Here is a 23,464-nt window from a genome sequence, read left to right on the forward strand (position 1 = left end):
GCTTCGCCGCTGCCTTAAGTTAACCGGGATTCGCCCCTGTCGCGCCGAGGCGGTACGCTGTCGACGGAGTCTCACCGGCGTCCCGTGCGACGACGCACACACGGAAGGAAAACGTCACAGTGGCAACAGAGGCGTATATCTACGAAGCGATCCGAACCCCGCGAGGTAAGGGTAAGAAAACCGGATCGTTGCATTCGGTCAAGCCGATCGACCTGATCTCCGGTCTGGTTCAGGAGCTGCGCAACCGGTTTCCCGATCTGGACGAAGATCGGATCGATGATTTCGTCCTCGGCGTCGTCGCACCGGTCGGCGATCAGGGTGCCGATCTCCCTCGGGTCGTGGTCACCGCGACCGGCCTGCCCGACACCGTCGGTGGGGTGCAGCTGAACCGCTTCTGCGCTTCCGGCCTGGAGGCCGTGAACACGGCCGCGCAGAAGGTGCGTTCCGGGTTCGACGAGCTGGTTCTGGCCGGCGGTGTCGAGTCGATGTCGCGCGTTCCGATGGGCAGCGACGGCGGGCCGTGGGCGCTCGACCCGGCCACCAACTACGACACCTACTTCGTTCCGCAGGGTGTGGGTGCCGACCTGATCGCCACCATCGAGGGCTTCAGCCGCGAGGACGTGGACGCGTACGCGGTGCGTTCGCAGGAGCGCGCTGCGGCGGCTTGGTCCGGCGGCTACTTCGCCAAGTCGGTCGTTCCGGTCAAGGACATCAACGGTCTGGTCGTCCTCGATCACGACGAGCACATGCGGCCCGGCACGACGCTGGAGGACCTGGCCAAGCTGACCCCGTCGTTCGCGATGGTGGGCGAGATGGGCGGGTTCGACGCGGTGGCGCTGCAGAAGTTCCACTTCGTGGAGAAGATCAACCACGTCCACCACGGCGGCAACAGCTCCGGCATCGTCGACGGCGCGGCGCTGCTGCTGGTCGGCAACGAAGAGGCGGGTAAGGCGTCCGGGCTCACCCCGCGGGCGCGGATCGTCGCGACGGCCACCAGCGGTGCGGACTCGACCATCATGCTCACCGGACCCACTCCGGCCACCAAGAAGGTGCTGGCCAAGGCGGGCCTGACGGTCGACGACATCGACCTGTTCGAGCTGAACGAGGCGTTCGCTTCGGTGGTGTTGAAGTTCCAGAAAGATCTGAACATCCCGGACGAGAAGCTGAACGTCAACGGTGGTGCGATCGCGATGGGCCACCCGCTCGGTGCCACCGGCGCGATGATCACCGGAACCATGGTGGACGAGCTGGAGCGGCGCAACGGCCGCTATGCGTTGCTCACGCTGTGCGTCGGTGGCGGCATGGGCGTGGCCACGATCATCGAGCGCGTCTGACCCGGACAAAGATTTTCGAAGGAGACACAGCGTAGTGACCGAGAACGACGTGACCGACAACATGATTGCCTGGGACAAAGATGCCGATGGCATCGTCACCCTGACGATGGACGACCCGAACCAGGGCGCCAACACGATGAACGAGCTGTACAAGGCGTCGATGGCGGCGACCGTCGACCGGCTCGAGGCGGAGAAGGACGATATCGCCGGGGTCGTGCTGACCTCGGCGAAGAAGACCTTCTTCGCCGGCGGTGACCTGAAGAACATGATGCAGACCACTCCGGAGAATGCGCCGGACATCATGGCCGAGCTGACCGAGATCAAAGGCGCGTTGCGGCGGCTGGAGCAGCTGGGCAAGCCGGTCGTCGCCGCGATCAACGGAGCGGCGCTGGGCGGCGGTCTGGAGATCGCGCTGGCCTGTCACCACCGGATCGCGGCCGACGTGCCGGGCTCGCAGATCGGCCTGCCCGAGGCGACGCTCGGCCTGCTGCCGGCCGGCGGCGGGATTATCCGGACGGTTCGCATGCTCGGTCTGCAGACCGCGCTGCTCCAGGTCCTGCTGCAGGGCCAGCGCAACCGCCCGGCGAAGGCCAAGGAACTCGGTCTGGTCGACGAGCTCGTCGGCACGGTCGAGGAGCTGATCCCCGCGGCCAAGGCGTGGATCAAGGCAAACCCCGAGGGCGGCGTGCAGCCGTGGGACAAGAAGGGCTTCAAGATCCCCGGCGGCACCCCGTCGTCGCCGGCGTTCGCGGCCAACCTTCCGGCGTTCCCGGCCAACCTGCGTAAGCAGCTCAAGGGCGCCAACATGCCGGCGCCGCGGGCCATCATGGCCGCCGCGGTCGAAGGTGCGCAGGTCGACATCGACAACGCCTCGCTGATCGAGTCGCGGTACTTCGTCAGCCTGCTCACCGGCCCGGTCGCGAAGAACATGATCCAGGCGTTCTTCTTCGATCTCCAGTCGATCAACAACGGTGGATCCCGCCCGAAGGACATCCCGAAGCGGGAGATCAAGAAGGTCGGTGTGCTCGGGGCCGGGATGATGGGCGCCGGCATCGCCTACGTTTCGGCAAAAGCCGGGATGGACGTCGTGCTCAAGGACGTCACCCTGGAAGCCGCCGAACGCGGCAAGAACTACTCGGAGAAGATCGAGGCGAAGGCGCTGTCCCGCGGCCGAACCACCGAGGAGAAGTCCAAGGCACTGCTCGATCGGATCACCCCGACCGCGGACCCGGCCGACTTCGCCGGCGTCGACTTCGTGATCGAGGCGGTCTTCGAGAACACCGAACTCAAGCACAAGGTGTTCCAGGAGATCGAGGACGTCGTCACCCCGGACGCGCTGCTCGGGTCGAACACCTCCACGCTGCCGATCACCGGTCTCGCCGCCGGGGTCAAGCGGCAAGAGGATTTCATCGGCATCCACTTCTTCTCCCCGGTGGACAAGATGCCGCTGGTCGAGATCATCCGCGGTGAGAAGACCTCGGACGAGGCGCTGGCCCGGGTATTCGACTACACCTTGGCGATCAAGAAGACGCCGATCGTGGTGAACGACAGCCGTGGCTTCTTCACCTCGCGGGTGATCGGCACGTTCGTCAACGAGGCGATCGCGTTCCTCGCCGAGGGCGTGGACCCGCAGACGATCGAGCAGGCGGGAATGCACGCGGGCTACCCGGCGGCGCCGCTGCAGCTGACCGACGAGCTGAACATGAAGCTCATGCAGAAGATCGCCAAGGAGACCGCGGAAGCAGCCGAGCGTGGGGACACCACGATGGGCAGCGAGCGGCATCCGGCGCAGGTCGTCGTCGACTACATGGTTGAGCAGGGCCGGCCGGGCCGGCTCGAGAAGGCCGGCTTCTACGAGTACGACGAGGACGGCAAGCGGCTGGGCCTGTGGCCGACGCTGCGCGAGCATTTCAAGACCTCGACCGACGACGTCGTACCGTTCCAGGACCTGGTCGACCGGATGTTGTTCGCCGAGGCGATCGAGACCCAGAAGTGCTTCGACGAGGGTGTGCTGACCACCACGGCGGACGCGAACATCGGCTCGATCTTCGGCATCGGCTTCCCGGCCTGGACCGGTGGCGTGCACCAGTTCATCGTCGGCTACCCGGGCGGCCAGGCGGCGTTCGTCGCCCGGGCGGAAGAGTTGGCGGCCAAGTACGGCGAGCGGTTCACTCCGCCGGCCAGCCTGAAGAGCTGATCGACCGGTAGGACGCGAGAACCCATGCCCCTACCCGGGGCATGGGTTCTTCTCGTTCCGGCCGTCGCTCGGGCGGGGTATCGGTTCCCGATCGGCACCTTAAACCTGCCTGGCGTGGCAATCTCTCGGCGAATTAGCACCATGATCGGTATCGGCCTATCATTCGGAGGGGTAAGTCGTCCATCCCCCGAAAAGCGGTGGGGCGTACGCGGTCGGGATCCGAGTTATGCTGATCCGAGCGGGCGAGGTGATGACATGGATTCACTCCCGGACCCCGAGTCGACGCAGTTGGGCCTGCGCCAGGACCTTGCCGCCGAGCTGGCAGCGGTTGGTCTGGCCGGGGCCCGCGAGGTCGGCCGGGGCGGCTTCGGGGTCGTGTACCGGTGTGTGCAGACCGAGCTCGACCGGGTCGTCGCGGTGAAGGTGCTCAACGGCGACATCGACGACGTTCATCGCGAGCGATTCGTGCGTGAGGAACGTGCGATGGGCAAGTTGTCCGGTCATCCGAACATCGTCGACATTCTGCAGGTCGACACCACGTTCAGCGGTCGCCCCTACATCGTGATGCCGTATCACGCCCGCGGCTCGCTCGGCGACATCGTGCGCACCCAGGGCCCGCTCGACTGGCCTGAGGCAACGCGCATCGTGGTGAAGTTGGCCGGGGCGGTGGAAAGCGCGCATCGGGTCGGCATCCTGCACCGAGATGTGAAGCCGGCGAACGTCCTGCTCACCTCGTACGGTGAGCCGCAGCTGACCGATTTCGGAATCGCCCGGGTGAACGGTGGATTCCAAACGTCGACCGGCCTGATCGCCGGTTCGCCGGCGTTCATCGCACCCGAGGTGCTGCGCGGCCGGGAACCGACGCCGGCCTCCGATGTCTATTCCCTCGGTGCCACCCTGTTCTGCTTGCTGACCGGCCACGCTGCATTCGAGCGGCAGTCCGGTGAGAAGATCGTCGCGCAGTTCCTCCGGATCACCGAGCAGCCGATCCCCGATCTGCGGGATCAGGACATCCCGGCCGACGTGGCCGCGGTGATCGAATCGACGATGGCCACCGACCCGCGAGGTCGGCCGGACACCGCCGCCGAACTCGGCGCATTGTTGCGTGAGGTCCAGCAGCATCTCGGTCTGCCGGCGGACGAGATGGCGTTGCAGCTCGATGCCGACGAGGCGCCGATGGTGGTAACCGCACCGATGACCACCGAGCGCGCGCCGCGACCCACCTGGACGCAAACCTTGCCGCGGCCGGCCAGCGCCAAGTTCCGGCCACCGAAGCACGCGTGGCCGCCGTTGGAACGGGCTCGGCTGATTCGGCGGCTGCGTGCCGGACGGGACCGCAAGCTGACCGTGATCCACGCGCCGGCCGGTTACGGCAAGACCACGCTGGCCGCGCAGTGGCGGGAGGTGCTGCTCGCCGAGGGAATCCCGGTCGCTTGGTTGTGCCTGGGCCGCGACGACGACAACGATGTCCGGTTTACCGGGCACCTGGTCGAGGCGGTCCGCCGGGCCCAGCCCGAACTGGGTGGCGACCTGGACGCGGAGTTGCAGCGCGGGCGCGGCGGCTCGGTGCAGTATGTGCTGTCCACCCTGATCGATCAGATCGAGTCGGCCGGCACACCGATGGCGATCGTGCTCGACGACTGGCACACGGTTACCGCCGAGTCGGCCCGCGCGGCGATGGATTACCTGGTACTACATGCCCGCGGCCCGGCGCAGCTGATCGTAACCTCGCGAACCCAGACGACGCTGGGGCTCAACGATCGGCGGGCGCGCGACGAGGTCACCGAGATCGACGCGTTGGCATTGCGGCTGACCGCCGAGGAGACTCGCGAGCTGTTGGTGGAACGGCACGGCCGGACGCTCGGGTTCGAGCAGTTGGCCCGGTTCCATGCGGCGACCGAAGGTTGGCCGGCGGCGGTCCAACTGGTTGCCCTGTCGCTCCGCGATCGGGTCGATGCGGACGAACTGCTCGATCGGATCAGCGGCGAACAGCACGCGATCGCCGAGTACCTGACCGACAACGTGCTCGCCGGCGTCGATCCGGCGCTGGTCGAATTTCTGACCGCGGTGTCGGTCGCCCACCGGGTCGATCCCGCTCTTGCCATGGCGTTGTCCGGGGAATCCGACGGTGACGCGCTGCTGCGGGCGGCCGAACAGGCCAACCTGTTTCTCTATCGCACCCTGGACGATCCGGAATGGTTCCGCTTCCAGCCGTTGTTTGCCGACTATCTGCGGGCGCGTCTGGAGCGGCGTTATCCCGGCCGGCGCCGGGGGCTGCACCTGAAGGCCTCCCGATGGTTCGCCGAACATCAGATGCTGCGCGAATCGGTCGCCCATGCGAAAGCGGCGGCCGGCGTCGAACGCGCGATGGATCTGCTCGAGTCCGGCGGGCAGGAGTTGCTCACCTCGTCGCCGATGTCCGGCCTGATCAAGCTGGTGTCGAAACTTCCGGGCGAACCGGGACCCAACGGCAGACAACTGCTCGGCCGGTTCGGCGGCCTGCTGTCCCGCGGTGACGAGGTAGAGCCGGAGCAAGCCGCGCGCGCACGGCGATCGGCGGCGTTGCGCGCCGCGGATCAGGTGCGCGCCGACCGGGACGAAGGGCTTGTCGAGCTGGTCGCCGACTGTCTGACGCACCCGGACCGCGAGCCGGTCTGGGTGGTGTCGGTCGCCGCCGACGTCACCGCGTACGCCTCGATCTGTGCGTTCGACTTCGCCGGCGCCCGCGCCGTCCAAGATCGCGCAATGCCGTATCACCGGGCCGCAGCGGACCCGCTCGGGCAGGTCTACGGGCTGTGTTACCAGGGCATCGCCGCGCGCGAGCAGCTCGACGTGGCCGGTGCCACCGACTCGTTCGATCAGGCGTTGCAGGCGGCCGAGGACCGGGCCGGCGCGCGATCGCACGGGGCGCTGATGGTGACCGCCCTGGCCGGACAGGCCGCCTATCTCGCCGGTGACCTGACGACCGCCGAGGCGATGCTCGACGAAAGCCTGCGCAGCGCGAACAGCGTCGGCTTGGTGGATTTCATGATCGCGACCTACGTGATCGGTGCCCGGGTCAAGGCGATTCGGGGTGACGCAGGGGCCGCTCGGGAGCGGCTGCGCCGCGGTGCTGCGGTCGCCGCCGACCGTCGGCTGCCCCGGTTGGCCGTCCACGTCTACGAGGAACAGGCGCGCCTGGGCCTGGCCGACGGGTCCCCGCCGACCGTGCCGGCGGCGACCGGTGGCGTCGCCGGACTGACTGCCGAGGTCGCCGAACGGGTACGAATCCGGCAGCTGCTCATGGCCGATCGAGCGATCGACGCGGCGCGGCGGGCCCGCGCACTGCACGATCGGGTCGGTCGACACGATCGTCCGCTGGCCGCCGTCGAGGCCCGAATTCTGTACGCCCGGTGTCTGGCCGCCGCAGATCAGCGCGACGAAGCCGCGCAGGTGCTCGCCCCGGCCGTCGCTGCCTGCGATCGGACCGGCTGGTCACGTCTGCTCGACGACGCCGGTCCGGAGATCGCGACGTTGCGTGGCCGCTCCGGGTGATCGGTGTCACAACCGGAAGATCCGACTCGGCAGCGTCGCGGCGGATTCGGTCCTACCATCGGCAGACATGCCGGCCCGGTGTCCGACGTGGTCGGCCATCGCTCGCCGAGGAGTTTTCGATGCCGCTGACCGACGTTCCCACCATCGAGGTGTCCACCGAGATCGCCGCGGCGCCGTCGACGGTCTGGTCGTTGGTCTCCGACCCGCGCAACATCGCGCGGTGGAGCCCGCAGAACTTCAAGACCTTCCTGCGCGGCCGGCCGCAGGTCGGGGCGAAGTTCGTCAACCTCAATCGACGTGGGCTGCTGATCTGGCCGACCCAGTCGATGATCGTCCGATACGACCCGGAGCGGGAGATGGCGTTTCGGGTCCGGGAGAACTGGACCGTCTGGAGCTTCGTCGTCGAGCCGACCGCAACCGGCACCACACTGATCGAACGCCGTGAAGCGCCCAAGGGCATCTCGGATCTGTCGGTGCGGCTGACCAACATGGCCTTCGGCGGCACCGACGCGTTCGCCGCGGAACTGCGCGACGGCATGACCGACACCCTGGCCAAGATCAAGGCGGAGGCGGAACGCGGCTGACGCCGCGCCGCCTCGCCTCGCGTCAGAGCGGAGCGAACAGGTCGACGCCGTGCCCGTCCGGATCGTGCACGACCGCGTACCGCTGACCCCAGAACGCGTCCCACGGCGCGCGGTGGCCGGTGTAGCCGGCGTCGACCAGCCGGGTGTAGGTGGCGTCCACCTCGGTCGGGGAGTCGAGCAGAAACGCCAGGCTGATCGTGTTGCCCGGCCGCGGCTCGAAATCCGGGTCGAAGGACTGGACGGTCGATACGGCGTCCCAGGCGAGCCGGATACCGCCCGGCAGCGTCACCTCGACGTGCGGTTCGTCGTCCGCGGCGGCCGGCAGGTCCAGGCCGAGCCGACGGTAGAACGCGAGTGAACGAGCCATGTCGGCGACCACGATGCCGATCAGATCGAAACGGGGAGTTGGCATCGGGTAAGCATGCCGTCCGGCGTGGCCGTCGGCGACGGCGGTCAGGCGTTCCACCAGGGCCGCAGCGGCAAGGTGCTGCGGCCGTCCGGGCCCAGCTTGGTGGCGAGCACGTGGTGTAGCTGGATCACGTTGCGCTCGAACCCGAGTCGGGAACCGGCCAGGTACAGGCCCCACACCTTGGCGGTGCCTTCGCCGACCTCGGCGACGCAGGCGTCCCAGTTGCGGACCAGGTTGTCGCACCACTGCTCCAGTGTGAGTGCATAGTGCTCACGCAGGTTCTCTTCGTGCACGACCTCCATCCCGATGTCCTGGATGTCGGAGATGATCCGGCCGGAGCCGGTCAGCTCCCCGTCGGGAAACACATACCGGTCGATGAAGTCGCCCGCCCGGGCGGCGCGCAGGTTGCCCGGCCGGGTGATGCAGTGGTTCAGGAACAGGCCGCCGTCGCGCAGCTTGCGCTGGACGAAACCGAAGTAGTCGGGATAGTTGGTCACGCCGATGTGCTCGGTCAGGCCGATCGAGGACACGGCGTCGAACTCGGTCTCGGTGACGTCCCGGTAGTCGCTGTGCCGCACCTCGGCGAGTCCGGTCAGCCCCTCGTCGGCGATCGCCTTCTGTGCCCACTCGGCTTGCCGGCGGGACAGCGTTGCGCCGACCACCCGGACCCCGCGGCGGGCCGCGTAGCGGACCATCCCGCCCCAGCCGCAACCGATGTCGAGCAGCCGGTCGCCGTCGGTCAGGCGCAACTTGTCGAAGATCAACCGGTACTTGTTCTCTTGCGCCTGCTCCAGCGACCACGCCCGATCTTCGTAGCAGGCGCAGGTGTACGTCATCGACGGGCCCAGTACATGCTCGTAGAACGTGTTCGAAACGTCGTAGTGGTGCGAGATCGCCTCGGCGTCGCGGGTCCGCGAGTGGCGGAGGCCGTCGGTGAGCCGGCGCCAGCGGGCCGGCGATTCCTGCGGCGGCGGGGCGACCGGACGGAATACGTCCCAGCCGAGCGACCGGGTGATCGCCGCGATCTGCAGCGCGTTCGGCCGGCGCAGTTTCAGATCGCTGATCGCGCGCAGGATCGGGTACGGATTGCCGGGCTCGATCCCGTCGACCCCCAGGTCACCGGCGACGTAGGCGCGGGCCAGGCCGAGATCGCCCGGGGCTGCGGCCAGATAATGCACCCCTCGACGAGTGCGCAGATCCAGCGTGTAGGGCGATTCGGCGGGACCGGTGCTGCTGCCGTCGTAGGCGGTCACCCGGACCGGCAGGTCGCCGTCCACCAGGAGCCCGAACGCTTCCGCGACGGACAGTTTGCGGGTCAGGTCGACGAGGTTTTCGGCGGGATCGCGGAACACGGCGTCCTTCAGGCTCGTCATATCGCGGAGGTTGGACACGTCCCGGAGGTTGGGGGTCACTGTCGTTGCACCGCCTTTGCATATAGGTCGAGAAGTCGATCGTGCGGGTCGTAACTGTTTTTGAGCGAGGGATATTCGTCGCCGCCGTAGAGTACGGCGAACTCGTCGGCGGTGTAGAAGGCGTCGGAGTAGAGCGATTTATGCCCGCCGAGCTCGGCCACCTTGTGCTCGATGGCGCGGTTCGCCGCCCCGGGCGCATCGACGGCGGCCGGCACCGACGACCAGAATCCGATGTTGACGTAGGTGCGCTCCGGTTCGAGTGGGTACAGCGGCCACGGTCGTGGCCCGCCGACCGGACCGGGCTCGCGCAACCGCAACGGGCACAGCCAGATCGGCTCGATCGGTATCTCACGCAGGAACCAGTCGAGGAAGCCGGCGGTTTGCTCGATCGGGACTTCGATGTCCTGCACCACCCGCTCGCGCGGCGGATTGCCGCGCCGCGCCTCGAGCCGGTCGGCGACGCCGTAGCGCTGGTCGAGGGCGATCAGCTTCCAGTAGAAGCTGCTGCGCCGGTAGCGTTTCGGCCAGAACCGGCGAATCCGTGGGTGCTGCGCGCCGAACGCTCGCGAGCACCAGAACCAGTCGGTGTCCCAGCGCCACAGATAGTCGTGCACGGTCAATCGGTCGGTGGACCGGCGCCGAATCGAGCGGTAGTAGATGTCCATCCCGGTGTAGTCGCTGACCGGTCCGGGCTCGTCGGTCTGTCGGCCCAGGGTGAGGTAGCACTCGTCGCGACCGAACACCACGCCGTCCAGATAGTCGACCCGCTCGCCGGCGTAGCTCCGTTCCGTCACCACGGCATCCATGGTTTCCTGCGCCGCGGACAGCTCGGCAAACCGGAGATGACGTAGGGCGACGAACGGCAGCACCGGCTCCAGTTCGATCTTCAGTCGGGTGGCGTAGCCGAGGGTCCCGTACGAGTTCGGGAAACCGCGGTACAGCCGAGAATCGCCGGGCCCGCTCGGTGGGGTCGCGCGGACGATAGCGCCGTCACCGGTGAGCACATCCAGCTCGAGCACCGACTCGTGCGGCAGCCCGTTGCGGAACGAGCTGGATTCGATCCCGAGTCCGGTGACCGCACCGCCCAGGGTGATCGTTTTCAGCTGGGGCACGACCAGCGGCGCGAGGCCGTGCGGGAGCGTGGCGGCGACCAGGTCCTCGTAGGTGGTCATGCCGCCGACGTCGGCCGTGCGGGCGCCCGGATCGACGGCGATCACCCGGGCGAGACCCGAGACGTCCAGGCCGGGCGCCGTGGTTTCGGCGCGGGCGCGGAAGAGGTTGGACGTCTTCTTCGCCAGTCGCACGGTTGCCTGCGGCGGGATCGCCCGGTAGCTCGCCAGCAGGGTCTGCACGGCAGCCCGGTGCGCTGCTTCGCTGGGTATCGGGTCGCGACCGGCGGTCACTGGCATACCCCGAAGTTAGTCGGAGTCAACTCGTTCGGCCACCGAAGGAACCTTCCGGTCCGGGTAGGCTGCAGACTCGGCGGGCGATCTGCCCGGTTGGCAACAGAACAGCAATTTCTATCAGGGAGACGGTGCCCGTGGGCGAAGTATCCGCAGTCAGTTCGATCACCGTGTCGGTCGATCCCGCCCGAGCGCTTGCGGCGATCGTCGACTACCAGACGGTTCGGCCGCGCATCCTGCCGGCGCAGTACCGTGATTACCGCGTGGTCGCGGGCGGTATCGGCGCCGGCACCGTCGCCGAATGGACGCTGCAGGCGACGTCCAAGCGGGTCCGCAAGGTGCGGGCCACCGTCGAGGTGGTCGACAACGTCGTCACCGAGACCGACGCGAACTCGTCGATGGTGACCACCTGGACCGTGACGCCGAGCGGCAGCAGCGCGCAGGTGGAGCTGGCTACTCGCTGGCAGGGTGCCGGCGGGATCGGCGGCATCTTCGAAGGCATCTTCGCCCCGATCGGCCTGCGCAAGATCCAGGACGAGCTGTTGGCGAATCTGGCCCGGGAACTGAGCTGAGCGCGACGCGCGCCCGCCGGCGAGACCGGTGGGCGCGCGTCGGGTCGCCTGGTTCAGGACAGGATGAAGGTGAGCAGGGGGGTCTTCTCGCCGGCTTCTCGGCGCCACCACGAGTAACCGAACCAGACGCCGGGCGTCACCTCGCGGATCTCGTCCACGATGAACGGCGCCGGCGAGTTGGTGTAATCGAGCACCCAGGCCGGCTTTCCGTCGAGTGGTGACGGACCCAACCGCACGTCGGCGTTCACCATGTCGCCGGCGATGGTCTGATTGGTCAGGTACCCGCCGCTCCCGCCGGTGAAGAACACCTTGCCGTACCAGAGTGGGGAGGCGATCGGCACCATGATCGACGGGGTGTTGACCAGGCCGGCCTTCCGGCCGTTCGGCACGGTGCCCGGGGTGGCCTTCGAGTAGATGTCGTAGAGCTGGTAGCCGTTGCATTTGGTGTTCAGCGCGGCGACGGTCGCGGCGCGATTATCCGGCTGCAGCACACAGTCGCCGCCGTACGAGATGGGCTCCGCGGCAGCGGCTTGGCCGGCGCCGAAAAGAGGAGCGGCCATGAGCAGCGCGGTGAGAGCGAGCTTGGTTCGGAACATGCGCATGCTAAAGCTGCCTCCGCGAGGTAACTGGACGATTGCTTCTAGAGCACATCGAAACCACGTACTTTTCCGTTACTTTAACGCGCCCGGCTAGGCTGAGGACGGATACGCCGCGCACGAGAGGATCGTTATGCAGCCAGGTGAGCCGCCGGATATGCAGCAATTGTTCGCGCAAGCCCAGCAGATGCAGCAGGCGCTGCTCGCCGCGCAGGCCGAGATTGCCGTCACCGAGGTTTCCGGCGAGGCGGGCGGCGGTTTGGTGCGCGCGACCGTCAAGGGCAGCGGTGAGCTGGTCGCGTTGACCATCGATCCGAAGGTGGTCGATCCGGATGACGTGGAGACCCTGCAGGACTTGGTGATCGGCGCGGTCAACGCCGCGGGCGGGAATGCGCAGCGGTTGGCAAGCGAGAAGATGGGCCCGCTCGCCGGTGCGCTCGGCGGGTCCGGATTGCCGGGCCTGCCCGGCAGGTAGCCGGCGCTCGGTTCCGGGACATAGTTCGCCAGTACTGCCCGCCGAAAGGAACGTGTTGTTCGAGGGCCCGGTTCAGGACCTGATCGACGAACTCGGCAAGCTCCCCGGTATCGGTCCGAAAAGCGCTCAACGTATTGCTTTTCATCTACTGTCGGTCGAACCGCCGGATATCGAACGGCTGCAGAATGCGCTGCAACGGGTTCGGGACGGGGTGCAATTCTGCGTGGTGTGCGGCACGGTCTCCGACGCCGAACAATGCCGGATCTGCGCCGATCCGCGTCGCGACCGCACCATGATCTGTGTGGTCGAGGAGCCGAAAGATGTGCAGGCGATCGAGCGGACCCGCGAGTTCCGGGGCCGGTATCACGTGCTCGGCGGCGCGCTCGATCCGCTCAGCGGCGTCGGCCCGGACCAGTTGCGGATCCGGGAACTGCTCACGCGGATCGGTAATCAGTCCGACGGGGTGGACGTCGCCGAGGTGATCATCGCCACCGACCCGAACACCGAAGGCGAGGCGACGGCCACCTACCTGGTCCGGATGCTGCGAGATTTTCCCGGGCTGTCGGTCACCCGGTTGGCGTCCGGACTGCCGATGGGTGGGGATCTGGAGTTCGCCGACGAGCTCACCCTGGGTCGGGCACTGTCCGGTAGGCGGGCGATGTGAGCGAGGTTCGGGTCGAGTTCACCGACGATGCCGGCGAGTTTCTGCACCGGGCGGGTGGACTGCTGGCTGCCGAACCCGTTCGATACACGGTGATCGCCTCGGTCGCGACCCAGACGCTCGAGCGGTCGGTGGCGAGCGATCTGCCGTATCGACCGTGGTTCGCCACCGCGGTCGTCGGTGGCGTGCCGACCGGCGTGGCGATGCGCAACGCGCCTGCGCCGTATCCGGCGTGGATCGGCCGGTTTCCCCCCGCAGCGGTGTCGGTCCTGGTCGATCGGCTGGTGGCGGATCGGACCCTTACCTGCGTTACCGGCGAGCCGCCCAGCGTGGTCGAGTTCGGTGCGGAACTGGCTCGCCGTCGCGGCGAGAGCTCGGCGGTCACCGGTCGAACCCGGTTACACGAGTTCTTGGAGCCGAAGCCACCGTTGGCCCCGCCGGGCTGGTTGCGCGTCGCCGGTCCGGCCGACGCCGATCTGTGTATCGAGTGGTACGGCACCTTTCGCCGGGACGCGGCCGCGCAGGGCGGCGGTCCGACGAACCAGCTGGCGGGTCCGACGCCGGACGAGATCCGCCGCGCCATCGCCCGCGGCGCGATCCACCTGTGGGAGTGTGGCGGCGTGCCGGTCAGCTTGGTCGGACACCGGGCACCGACGTTCGGGGTCGCCGCCGTCGCGCCGGTGTACACGCCCGAGCGGCTACGCGGACGTGGTTTCGCCCGTGCCGCGGTCTACGAGTTGAGCGTTCGGCTGCGCCGGGAGTCCCGGGTGTGCCTGTACACCGATCGAGCAAACCCGGTCTCGACCGCCGTCTACGACGTGATCGGCTATCGGCCGGTCGGCGACAACGTCACGGTCGGCATCACCCGCCCCGCCTGAGCCGCGGGCACAATGAAGCCGCGGGCACAATGACGACATGACGAACGGGGGCTCGTCCGGCGACGATCGGTCGGGTGCGGTGGTCGAACTGCGGGTGCACGGCGTGTCCGGCACCGGCCCGGATGCCTTGCTCGGCAGTTCCGCGGGCGAGTCCGTCCGGGTCGCCGGCGACGCCCGGGCCGGCTTCTACCGGTTGCCCGCGGCCGCCCCGGCGGGATCCGGGCCGGCCTGGCGTCGGGTCGTCGAGGCGTACTCGTGGGGTGGGCTCACGTCGGGCCCGGCCAGTCGCGCGGTGTGGCTGCTCTTTCTGCCGTTCATCCTGATCGACCTCGCGCATTGGATGCTGCCGCCGCCGACCCGGCATCGCCGGTTCGCGTCGATCGCGGTGGGCCTGCTCCGGTTGCTTGCCCTGTCGTTCACCCTGACCCTGCTGCTCGCCGGCGCGGCTGCGGTGCTCGATTCGGCGGTCTGGCAGTGCGGTAGCACCGATCGCTGCCACGACTCGTTCGGGCCGGCCTTCTTCTTCGCCGGGTGGGAGCGCGGGCCGCAGCTGGCGTTCGGCGCGTTGCCGCTGGTGGCGGTGATCGCCGTGCTGTGGTTGCTCGGGCGGGAGAACCTGCGTTACGACCCGGACCGAACTCCGCCCGATCCGGCGGTGCTGCGCGACGAGGTGCCGCTGGCGGCGGCCGAGTTCTGGTTTGCCGACGACTCGATCCGGCGGCTACGCGCCTGCCACGTGACCGCGTGGGCGGCCGGCCTGGCCGCGATCGTGCTGGCGGCGCCGACGCGATACGCGACCGGCGGTCGCTGGGTCGGGCTGGGGCTGTTGTCGCTGAACGCGCTCATCCTGGCCGTGGTGATCGCTGCGACGGCCTGGAACCGGACGACCGGGCGGGGCGGCGCGAGCGCCGATCGCAGCACCCGGCCGCTGTCGGCGCTGCGCTGGTTGTCCCTCGCGGTCCTCGCGGGATCGCTGGTCTGGACGGCGGTCGCTGCGGTCGACTATCCCGCACCCCCCACGCATCTGCCCGGCCTGCGCGGTGCGATCTATGTGGTCCTGGCGGTCCAGGTCGGCTTGCTCGCCGGCCTGCTCGGTGCGATCGCGCTGGCCAAGCGAACCGTGCCGGCGGCCGCCGATCCGGTCGGCCACCGGGCGACCCTGCGCGGGTACACCGCCTGGTACGTGGCGCTGATCGGTTGGCTGGTCGGCGGCGCGTTCAGCGTCGGCCTCGGGCTGTTGGCTGCCGAACTGCTCGGCGACGTGGTGGTCTCGACCGCGCGCGCCGAAGCGTTGCTGGCGATGCCGGGCGAGGCCGCGCCGATCATCGTCGCACCGCCGTACGCCTGGGCGGCGGTCGCGATCGTCGGTCTGTTGCTGGTCGCCGCGGTCGCTGCCGTGGTGCTGCGTCAGCTGGGCCGGACACGGGCCCGGCAGGCGATTGCCGGGGTGCTCGACGACTATCCGGGTGCACGCGCCGACGATCCTCGGATAGCACGGATCGCCCGGGCCCGCGCGAGCGCGTCGTTGGCCGACCTGCTGACGGTGACCGTCGCCGGGTTGGCGCTGGCGACCGTTGCCGGGATGGCCGCAATGGCCTGGTGGTACTTCTCCGACCAGGGTGGCTTCGAGGCCCTACCCGGCCGCGCGAGCACGCTCACCGCGGCCAGCGTGCTGATCACCGCGGGCATGGTCGGGGCACTCGGTGCGCTGGTGGTGGCGGCCTACCGGGATCGCGGGTTGCGCCGGGAGGTAGCCGTGCTGTGGGACGTGGTCACCTTCTGGCCGCGGGCCAACCACCCGCTCACCCCACCGTGCTACGGCGCCCGCACCGTACCGGAACTACGCGCGCGGCTCGGCGAACTGGCCGCCGATCCGCAGCGGCGGGTGGTGCTATCCGCACACAGTCAGGGCAGCGTCATCGCGGCCGCTGCACTGCTGCAGCACCGGCCGAACCCGGAGCGGATCGGGCTGCTCAGCTTCGGCTCGCCGCTGCGCCGGTTGTACACCGGGAACTTTCCCGCCTACTTCGGGCCGGCGGCGCTGAGTGCCCTGCGAGATCGGCAGCCGGCCCGCTGGATCAACCTGTGGGCGTACACCGATCCGATCGGTGGCTGGGTCCTCGATCCCCGGCCCGGCGCGGTCGACCGACGACTGCTCGACGCCCGCACCTTGGCCGACGTACCGGACGGGATCTGCGGGCATTCGGGGTTCTGGACGCGGCCCGAGTACGCGGACGCGATCGGCGAGCTCCAATCCGACCTGCTCCCGGCGGGCACGCCGCTCGACCCGGGCCCGACCGTCCGACCGACCGAGACCGATCTGTGAGAGACGGTTCGGAACTCCCGAAGGTGCGGACGGTCTGTCGGTCCCGTCCGCCGCGCGCATTCTGACGCGGTGCGCGCGTCATACCGGGCGCAGCGCACTGTTCCCCGCGCAGCGGCCTCCGGCGGCGAGCGCGCCCGGGGTAGCTGTGCTCCACTGGGGGAATGGGAGTCAAAGTCGCGCTGGAACATCGGACCATCTACACGTTCGATCGGCTCGTCGAGGTCCACCCGCACGTCGTGCGGTTGCGTCCGGCACCGCATTCCCGGACGAAGATCGATGCATACTCGCTGCGGGTCACCCCGGAAACCCACTTCGTCAACTGGCAACAGGACGCGTTCGGTAATTTCCTGGCGCGCTTGGTGTTCCTGGAACCCACCCGCGAGCTGTCGATCACCGTTGGGCTGATCGCCGATCTGGAGGTGATCAACCCGTTCGACTTCTTCGTCGAGGACTACGCCGAGTACGCCGGATTCGGCTACCCGCCCGAGCTCACCGCCGACCTCGAGCCCTATCTTCGGCGGGTCGACGAGGCCGATCCTGGTTCGGGGCCGGGACGGTTGGTGCGTCAGTGGGCCGCCGACCACCGTTGGCCCGAGGAACGGATCCGCACCATCGATTTCCTGGTCCGGCTGAACCAGGCGCTCTGCTCGGACGTCGGGTACTCGGTGCGGATGGAGCCGGGCGTACAGACCCCGGACCACACCCTGAGCACGGCGATCGGCTCCTGCCGGGACTCGGCCTGGCTGCTGGTCTCGGTGCTGCGCGAGCTGGGCCTGGCGGCCCGATTCGTCTCCGGCTACCTGGTGCAGCTGGCCGCCGACGTCGAGTCGTTGGACGGTCCGTCCGGCCCGGCGGCAGACTTCACCGACCTGCATGCCTGGACCGAGGTATATCTGCCGGGCGCCGGGTGGGTCGGTCTGGATCCGACGTCCGGCTTGTTCGCCGGCGAGGGACACATCCCGCTGGCGGCGACGCCGGCGCCGAACACGTCGGCCGCGATCACCGGCAGCACCGGCCCGTGCCGGTCGACGCTGGAGTTCGCCAACATCGTCCGGCGAGTCCACGAAGACCCGCGAGTGACCTTGCCGTACAACGATTCCCAATGGGCTTCGATCGTCGCCGCGGGAGCGAAGCTGGACTCGCGGGCGGCCGAGGCGGACATCCGATTGACCGTCGGCGGCGAACCCACCTTCGTCTCGATCGACGATCAGACCGCGAAGGAATGGACCGTCGACGCAGACGGCCCGCAGAAGCGGGAACGGGCCGACGATCTGGCCGCTCGGCTGAAACGGATCTACGCGCCGGCCGGCCTGGTGCATCGTGCCCAGGGCAAGTGGTATCCCGGGGAGCCGTTGCCGCGCTGGCAGATCGCGCTCTACTGGCGCACCGACGGCGGCCCGCTCTGGTCGGACCCGAGCCTGCTCGCCGACCCGTGGTCGCCGCACCAGACCCGGGACACCGACGCCGGCACTGCGCACCAGTTCCTGGATACCCTCGCCGAGTCGCTCGGCCTGCCGCGCAGCCAGGTTCGACCGGTCTTCGAGGACTCGCTGGCCCGGCTGGCCGCCGCGGTGCGGTTGCCCGCCGGTCATCCGGTCGAGGTCGATCTGGTTCCGGACACCCCGGATGCCCGCGCCGACCTGCTCGCCGAACTGGACGGCGCGGTGACCGACCCGGCCGGCTATCTGCTGCCGCTGCACCACGCCGACGAAGGCTGGGCGAGCGCGGACTGGCGGCTGCGTCGCGGCCGAATCGTATTGCTGGCCGGCGATTCGCCGGCCGGGTTGCGGCTCCCGTTGGACGCGATCGACTGGTCGCCACCCCCGCCGGAGAACCCGGCCGATCCGCTGGCACCGCGGCCGCCGTTGCGCTCCTCGGGGGCGCCGGAGGCTCCGGTTCCGGTGGTCCCGGCCGCGAAGATGCCGGTGACCGCGCTGGTCGCCGAGGTCCGCGACGGGCTGTTGTACGTCTTCCTGCCGCCGACCGAGGATCTGGAACACTTCGTCGACCTGGTCGCCCGGATCGAAGAGGCGGCGGCGACGCTGGATCAGCCGGTGGTGGTCGAGGGCTACGGGCCGCCGCCGGACCCCCGGCTGCAGGCGCTCACGATCACCCCGGACCCCGGGGTGATCGAGGTCAACGTGCAGCCGACCGGTTCGTTCGCCGAGCAGACCGAGCTGTTGGAAACGCTGTACGGCCAGGCGCGCCTCGCCCGGCTGTCCACCGAGTCGTTCGACGTGGACGGCACCCACGGCGGTACCGGTGGCGGCAACCACATCACCCTGGGCGGTGCCACCCCGGCCGACTCGCCGCTGCTGCGCCGGCCGGACCTGCTGGTCTCGATGTTGACCTATTGGCAACGCCACCCGGCGCTGTCGTACCTGTTCGCCGGCCGATTCGTCGGCACCACCTCGCAGGCACCGCGAGCTGACGAGGGCCGCGAGGACGCGCTCTACGAGCTGGAGATCGCGTTTGCCGAGCTGGCCCGGCTGGGTGCCGATGCGGCGCCCCCGTGGGCGGTGGATCGAGCGCTGCGGCACCTGCTCACCGACATCACCGGCAACACCCACCGGGCCGAATTCTGCATCGACAAGCTGTACAGCCCGGATTCGGCCCGGGGCCGGCTCGGTCTGCTGGAGCTGCGCGGGTTCGAGATGCCGCCGCACCCGCAGATGGCATTGGTGCAGTCGCTGCTGGTGCGCGGCCTGGTGGCGTGGTTCTGGGAGCAGCCGTTACGCGCGCCGTTGCTCCGACACGGTGCGAACCTGCACGGCCGCTACCTGCTACCGCACTTCGTGACGGCCGACATCGCCGAGGTCGCCGCGGACCTGCGGGCAGCCGGAATCGATTTCGAGACCAGCTGGCTCGATCCGTTCACCGAGTTCCGCTTCCCCCGGATCGGTACTGCCGTGGTCGCCGGCGCCGAGATCGAGCTGCGTGGTGCGATCGAGCCGTGGCGCACGCTCGGCGAGGAAGCCGCCGGGACCGGTACCGCCCGCTACGTCGACTCGTCGGTGGAGCGGCTGCAGGTGCGGCTGGTCGGCGCCGACCGGGACCGGTACGTGCTGACCTGCAACGGCTTCCCGGTCCCGCTGCTCGCCACCGACCAGCCGGATGTGCAGGTAGCCGGGGTGCGGTTCCGGGCGTGGCAGCCGCCGAGCTCGCTGCACCCGACCCTGACCGTGGACGGCCCGCTGGTGTTCGACCTGGTGGACGCGGCCACCGGGCTGTCCCACGGCGGCTGCACCTACCACGTCGCACATCCCGGGGGCCGCTCGTACGACGTTCCACCGGTCAACGCGGTCGAGGCCGAATCGCGACGAAACGGTCGATTCACCGCTACCGGTCACCAGGCCGCGCCGGTACATTTGTCAGACCTACGGGAGAAGATCGCCCGATCCCACGTCGACCTCGGCGCGCCGGGCATCCTGGACCTTCGGCGGGCGCGCACGGTGCAGACCGGCACCGGGTAGCCGGCCCGCCGTGGGTCTGCGGTGTGCCGACCGGCGCGCGTGATCGAAAGGATGGTCGGGTCAGGTGTCGACCGAACACGCGACGGTATCCGAATCAGCAGTGGGGTCCGAACCGCTCGACGAGTACCGCGCCGGGCCCGCCGGGGACGCCTACGACGAGGTGGTCGACCCACGCGGCGCGGTTCGCCCGTCGTGGCGAGCCCTCGCCAGCGACCTGGCCACGGCCGGTACCGGCGGTCTGGCTGCGCTGGAGCGGCGGATCGGGCAACTGGTCGACAACGAGGGGATCACCTACACCGCCGTCGGCGGACGACCCGACGATCCGGCGGCTCCGCCGTCGCCGTGGCGGCTCGACGCGGTCCCGCTGCTGCTGTCGGCGACCGAGTGGGATGCGCTGGCCGCGGGCCTGGAGCAGCGGTCGCTGTTGCTCGATGCGATCCTCGCCGACATCTACGGCCCGATGCGATTGATCGAGTCGGGCCGGATTCCGCCGGAGCTGGTGTTCGGTCACGCCGGCTATCTGCGGGCCGCACACGACATCACCATCCGTGGTCGGCATCAGCTGTTCATGCACGGCTGCGATGTGAGCCGCTGGCCGGACGGCCGGTTCCGGGTCTACGCCGACCGGGCCCAGGCGCCGTCCGGCGCGGGGTACGCGATCGCCGATCGGCAAGTGATCACCCGAGCGGCCCCGGCAGCCCTGCAACAGGCCGGTCCGCGGCCGCTGGCGCCGTTTGCCCGGGCGTTGCGATTGATGTTGCTCGAAGCCGCGCCGTCCGACGCCGAGGAACCGGTGGTCGTCGTGCTCAGCCCCGGTACCCTCTCCGAGACCGCGTTCGATCAGGCCTACCTCGCGTCGTTGTTGGGGTTTCCGCTGGTCGAGAGCGCCGATCTGGTCGTCCGGGACGGGCGGCTGTGGATGCGCTCGCTCGGCACCCTGCGCCGGGTCGACGTGGTGTTGCGCCGGGTGGACGCGGAATTCTCCGATCCGCTGGACCTGCGCCCCGACTCGCGGCTCGGGGTGGTCGGTCTGGTCGAGGCGCTGCGCCGGGGCACCGTCGCCGTGGTGAACACGCTCGGCAGCGGGGTGCTGGAGAACCCGGGCTTGACCGGATTGCTGCCCGACCTGTGTCGCGACCTGCTCGATGCGGACCTGCAGCTGGAGAGCGTCGCGTCCTACTGGGCCGGGATCGATGCGCAACGCAGTCACGTGCTGGCCAACCTGCCGCGATTGATCATCCGGTCCGCGACCGACGACCGATCGTGGACCGGTGCCGAGTGCACTGCGGCCGAGCTCGACGAGCTGCGCGCCCGGATCGAGGCCGAGCCGTGGAAATGGGTCGGTCAGGAGCCGCCGCACTACTCGCTGGCACCGGCGGTCGACCAGACCGGCCGGCTGACCGCCGCGCCGGTCGGTATGCGCCTGTTCTCGTTGATGCGGCGGTCCGGCTATACCCCGTTGCTCGGCGGGCTGGGCTGGCAGTTCGACCCGGCCGCCGGCAGTGAGCTGGTCGCGGCCAAGGACGTGTGGGTCCGGGTCGCCGACGCCGACGTGGTGCGGGTGGACGGGCAGGCCCGGCTGGAGTCGTTGCCGGTGTTCCGGGCCGCGAGCACCGAAGTGGTCAGTTCGCCCCGGGTGCTCGGCGACCTGTTCTGGATGGGCCGCTACAGCGAACGGGCCGAGGCGACGGTGCGACTGCTCAGCGCGGTGCGCGAGCGGTATCAGGACTACCGGTACCGGCCGTGGCTGGAGGGCAGCGACGCAGTGCCGGTGTTGATGGGCGCGGTGGGCCGGTTGACCGGGACCGTGGCGCCGGCCGACGCGGCCGGCGGTCGGTCGGACGCCGCCTTCGCCGAGCTGAGCTCGTTGACCGTCGACAAGTCTCGGGTCGGTTCGGCCGCCTACGCGGTCGACCGGTACGGCTACGCCGCACGCGCGGTTCGCGATCAGCTGTCCGGCGACACCTGGATGGTGCTCGGCACGATGGATCGGGAACTGAGCGGGTATCGCGCCGAGCCGACCGAGGGCGGCCTGGCCACCGTGCAGTCCGCGATCCTGGTCGGGATGTTGTCGCTGTCCGGTCTGAGTGCCGAGTCGATGGTGCACGATTCGGGCTGGCACGTGATGGACATCGGTAAGCGGTTGGAGCGCAGCCTGGCGTTGATCGCGCTGCTCCGCGCGTCGATCACCACGGCGCTGCCGGAACCGGTCGAACGCCGGGTCACCGAGTCGGTGTTGCTGGCCACCGAGTCCGCGGTCACCTACCGACGGCGCAACCGGGGCCGGATCCGCACTGCAGCGCTCGTGCAGCTGCTCCTCTTCGACGCCGGCAATCCGCGTTCGCTGGTGTTCCAGCTGGAGGCGTTGGCGGCGAATCTGCGGGCGTTGCCCGGGGCGTCCGGTTCGTCCCGGCCGGACCGGTTGGTCGGCGGCGCGCTGGCTCGGCTGCGCCGGGTGGATCCGGCCGGGTTGGAGCCGGCCGACGACGCGGGCCGGCACGTCGACCTGATCGAGTTGCTCGACGGCGAGGAGGCCGATCTGCGTACTGTGGCCGAGGTGTTCGAGGCGGCCGTGTTGTCCGGTCCGGGCGACATCCAGCCGCTCTGGGCGGGCACGCGGGTGGTGTCGTGAGTCGGCGTTACCGGGTCCTGCACCGGACCAGCTACAGCTACGACGACGTCGTGACCAATTCCTACGGCCGGGCCTATCTGACACCCCGCGACATCGCCGGTCAACAGCGGCTACACCGGCATCGGGTGAAGGTGGAACCGGCGCCGACCGACGAGGCGCAGAGCCCGGATGTGTACGGCAACCTGAGTTCCTACTTCCAGGTCACCAGCGAGCACTGGGAGCTGGTGGTCACCAGTGAGTCGGTGGTCGAGGTGCAGGCACCCGCGCCCGGCCGGCTGACCGAGGGGGCGGCGCTGCGGCCCTGGGAGGAGGCCCGCCCGACCGCAGCCGACGGCGCCCGCGCGGTGGAGTTCGTGCTGGATCTGGTGCCCGCCGAGATCACCCCCGAGGTCCGCGCCTACGCCGCCGACGTGTTGCGGCCCGGGCGACCGATCGGCGAGGCGGTCGCGGACCTGACGGCGCGCATCTTCGCCGATTTCACCTACACCGCGGGTTCGACGACGGTGTCGACGAAGGTCGCGGACGTGTTCGCCGCCCGGCACGGTGTCTGCCAGGACTTTGCTCGGCTGGCGATCGCCTGTCTGCGGTCGCAGGGGTTGGCGGCTCGTTACGTCTCCGGGTATCTGGCTACCGATCCGCCGCCCGGCCGGGAGCATGTGTTCGGCATCGACGCCACCCACGCCTGGGCAGCGGTCCGGCTGCCGGACGACACCTGGTTGGCGTTCGATCCGACCAACAATCAGTTCGTCGGCGAGCGCTACGTAACGGTCGGTTGGGGACGCGACTACGTCGACGTCCCGCCGTTGCGCGGGATCATCTACAGCGACTCGACGACCAGCACGATCGCGGTGTCGGTCGATGTCGCCGAGGTATCGCACTGACCCGCTGGAAGCCATCGGTCCTGGTCGGGGCAGGAATCGGTCTCACCGGCGAACGCCGCCCCGTGTGATGACGAGTTCACTTCGGGGCAGTCGTCGG

General features: G+C 69.3%; 16 protein-coding genes. 12 read left to right on the top strand and 4 right to left on the bottom strand.

Going from position 1 to position 23,464, the window contains the following annotated elements:
• Positions 1-119 precede the first annotated feature (119 nt).
• From KV203_RS01445 to KV203_RS01460, 4 genes are all read left to right on the top strand, one after another.
• The gene (locus KV203_RS01445) at positions 120-1,334 is read left to right on the top strand and encodes an acetyl-CoA C-acetyltransferase (RefSeq protein ID WP_066466995.1); all 1,215 of its coding nucleotides are present in this window, start codon (positions 120-122) and stop codon (positions 1,332-1,334) included.
• A gap of 61 nt (positions 1,335-1,395) precedes the next feature.
• A complete protein-coding gene (locus KV203_RS01450) occupies positions 1,396-3,531 on the top strand; it encodes a 3-hydroxyacyl-CoA dehydrogenase NAD-binding domain-containing protein (RefSeq protein WP_066467241.1) in 2,136 nt (711 codons plus the stop codon).
• Between the two features lie 255 nt (positions 3,532-3,786).
• Positions 3,787-7,065 carry a serine/threonine-protein kinase gene (locus tag KV203_RS01455; RefSeq protein WP_066466994.1) on the top strand — a complete coding sequence of 1,093 codons (3,279 nt, stop codon included), beginning with the start codon at positions 3,787-3,789 and terminating at the stop codon, positions 7,063-7,065.
• A 119-nt stretch (positions 7,066-7,184) separates the two neighbouring features.
• Positions 7,185-7,649: an SRPBCC family protein gene (locus KV203_RS01460; RefSeq protein WP_066466993.1), complete on the top strand. Its 465-nt coding sequence runs from the start codon at positions 7,185-7,187 to the stop codon at positions 7,647-7,649.
• A 22-nt stretch (positions 7,650-7,671) separates the two neighbouring features.
• On the opposite strand, the gene KV203_RS01465 is transcribed toward KV203_RS01460, so the two are convergent.
• From KV203_RS01465 to KV203_RS01475, 3 genes are read right to left on the bottom strand one after another with little or no spacing between them, the layout of a single operon-like run.
• The gene (locus KV203_RS01465) at positions 7,672-8,061 is read right to left on the bottom strand and encodes a VOC family protein (RefSeq protein ID WP_066467234.1); all 390 of its coding nucleotides are present in this window, start codon (positions 8,059-8,061) and stop codon (positions 7,672-7,674) included.
• Positions 8,062-8,102: 41 nt separating this feature from the next.
• The gene (locus KV203_RS01470) at positions 8,103-9,431 is read right to left on the bottom strand and encodes a class I SAM-dependent methyltransferase (protein WP_066467231.1); all 1,329 of its coding nucleotides are present in this window, start codon (positions 9,429-9,431) and stop codon (positions 8,103-8,105) included.
• Positions 9,432-9,466: 35 nt separating this feature from the next.
• Positions 9,467-10,879, bottom strand: a complete 1,413-nt coding sequence (locus KV203_RS01475) for an FAD-binding oxidoreductase (RefSeq protein WP_066466992.1) — start codon at positions 10,877-10,879, stop codon at positions 9,467-9,469.
• A 131-nt stretch (positions 10,880-11,010) separates the two neighbouring features.
• On the opposite strand from KV203_RS01475, the gene KV203_RS01480 reads away from it, so the two are divergent.
• A complete protein-coding gene (locus tag KV203_RS01480) occupies positions 11,011-11,445 on the top strand; it encodes an SRPBCC family protein (protein ID WP_066466991.1) in 435 nt (144 codons plus the stop codon).
• Positions 11,446-11,498: 53 nt separating this feature from the next.
• On the opposite strand, the gene KV203_RS01485 is transcribed toward KV203_RS01480, so the two are convergent.
• Entirely contained in the window at positions 11,499-12,047 is a 549-nt protein-coding gene (locus KV203_RS01485; RefSeq protein WP_157079657.1) for a hypothetical protein, read from the bottom strand.
• Between the two features lie 127 nt (positions 12,048-12,174).
• Between KV203_RS01485 and KV203_RS01490 the strand changes: the two genes are divergently transcribed.
• The 7 genes from KV203_RS01490 (at position 12,175) to KV203_RS01520 (ending at position 23,367) form a co-directional block, all read left to right on the top strand.
• Positions 12,175-12,516 (top strand): YbaB/EbfC family nucleoid-associated protein, encoded by a 342-nt coding sequence (locus tag KV203_RS01490; protein WP_066466989.1) that lies wholly within the window; start codon positions 12,175-12,177, stop codon positions 12,514-12,516.
• Positions 12,517-12,571: 55 nt separating this feature from the next.
• Positions 12,572-13,180 (top strand): recombination mediator RecR, encoded by a 609-nt coding sequence (gene recR / locus KV203_RS01495; protein WP_066467229.1) that lies wholly within the window; start codon positions 12,572-12,574, stop codon positions 13,178-13,180.
• Positions 13,177-14,055: a GNAT family N-acetyltransferase gene (locus KV203_RS01500; RefSeq protein WP_066466988.1), complete on the top strand. Its 879-nt coding sequence runs from the start codon at positions 13,177-13,179 to the stop codon at positions 14,053-14,055. Before recR ends, KV203_RS01500 begins: the two co-directional genes overlap by 4 nt.
• Positions 14,056-14,092: 37 nt before the next feature.
• Entirely contained in the window at positions 14,093-16,381 is a 2,289-nt protein-coding gene (locus tag KV203_RS01505) for a hypothetical protein (protein WP_066466987.1), read from the top strand.
• A gap of 161 nt (positions 16,382-16,542) precedes the next feature.
• A complete protein-coding gene (locus KV203_RS01510) occupies positions 16,543-19,854 on the top strand; it encodes a transglutaminase family protein (RefSeq protein WP_066466986.1) in 3,312 nt (1,103 codons plus the stop codon).
• 64 nt (positions 19,855-19,918) lie between these two features.
• Complete coding sequence (locus KV203_RS01515) at positions 19,919-22,486, top strand: circularly permuted type 2 ATP-grasp protein (RefSeq protein WP_157079656.1); 2,568 nt, start codon at positions 19,919-19,921, stop codon at positions 22,484-22,486.
• Positions 22,483-23,367, top strand: a complete 885-nt coding sequence (locus KV203_RS01520; RefSeq protein WP_083529772.1) for a transglutaminase family protein — start codon at positions 22,483-22,485, stop codon at positions 23,365-23,367. Before KV203_RS01515 ends, KV203_RS01520 begins: the two co-directional genes overlap by 4 nt.
• Positions 23,368-23,464: the final 97 nt, after the last annotated feature.

It is taken from the genome of Skermania piniformis (assembly GCF_019285775.1).
Lineage (GTDB): Bacteria > Actinomycetota > Actinomycetes > Mycobacteriales > Mycobacteriaceae > Skermania > Skermania pinensis.

Excerpts from the sequence above, each read along its gene's own strand:
- KV203_RS01505 (WP_066466987.1), top strand. The coding sequence starts at position 14,093 with ATGACGAACGGGGGCTCGTCCGGCGACGATCGGTCGGGTGCGGTGGTC.
- KV203_RS01465 (WP_066467234.1), bottom strand. The coding sequence starts at position 8,061 with ATGCCAACTCCCCGTTTCGATCTGATCGGCATCGTGGTCGCCGACATG.
- KV203_RS01450 (WP_066467241.1), top strand. The coding sequence starts at position 1,396 with ATGATTGCCTGGGACAAAGATGCCGATGGCATCGTCACCCTGACGATG.
- KV203_RS01490 (WP_066466989.1), top strand. The coding sequence starts at position 12,175 with ATGCAGCCAGGTGAGCCGCCGGATATGCAGCAATTGTTCGCGCAAGCC.
- KV203_RS01485 (WP_157079657.1), bottom strand. The coding sequence starts at position 12,047 with ATGCGCATGTTCCGAACCAAGCTCGCTCTCACCGCGCTGCTCATGGCC.
- KV203_RS01460 (WP_066466993.1), top strand. The coding sequence starts at position 7,185 with ATGCCGCTGACCGACGTTCCCACCATCGAGGTGTCCACCGAGATCGCC.
- KV203_RS01470 (WP_066467231.1), bottom strand. The coding sequence starts at position 9,431 with ATGACGAGCCTGAAGGACGCCGTGTTCCGCGATCCCGCCGAAAACCTC.
- KV203_RS01455 (WP_066466994.1), top strand. The coding sequence starts at position 3,787 with ATGGATTCACTCCCGGACCCCGAGTCGACGCAGTTGGGCCTGCGCCAG.
- KV203_RS01475 (WP_066466992.1), bottom strand. The coding sequence starts at position 10,879 with ATGCCAGTGACCGCCGGTCGCGACCCGATACCCAGCGAAGCAGCGCAC.
- KV203_RS01510 (WP_066466986.1), top strand. The coding sequence starts at position 16,543 with ATGGGAGTCAAAGTCGCGCTGGAACATCGGACCATCTACACGTTCGAT.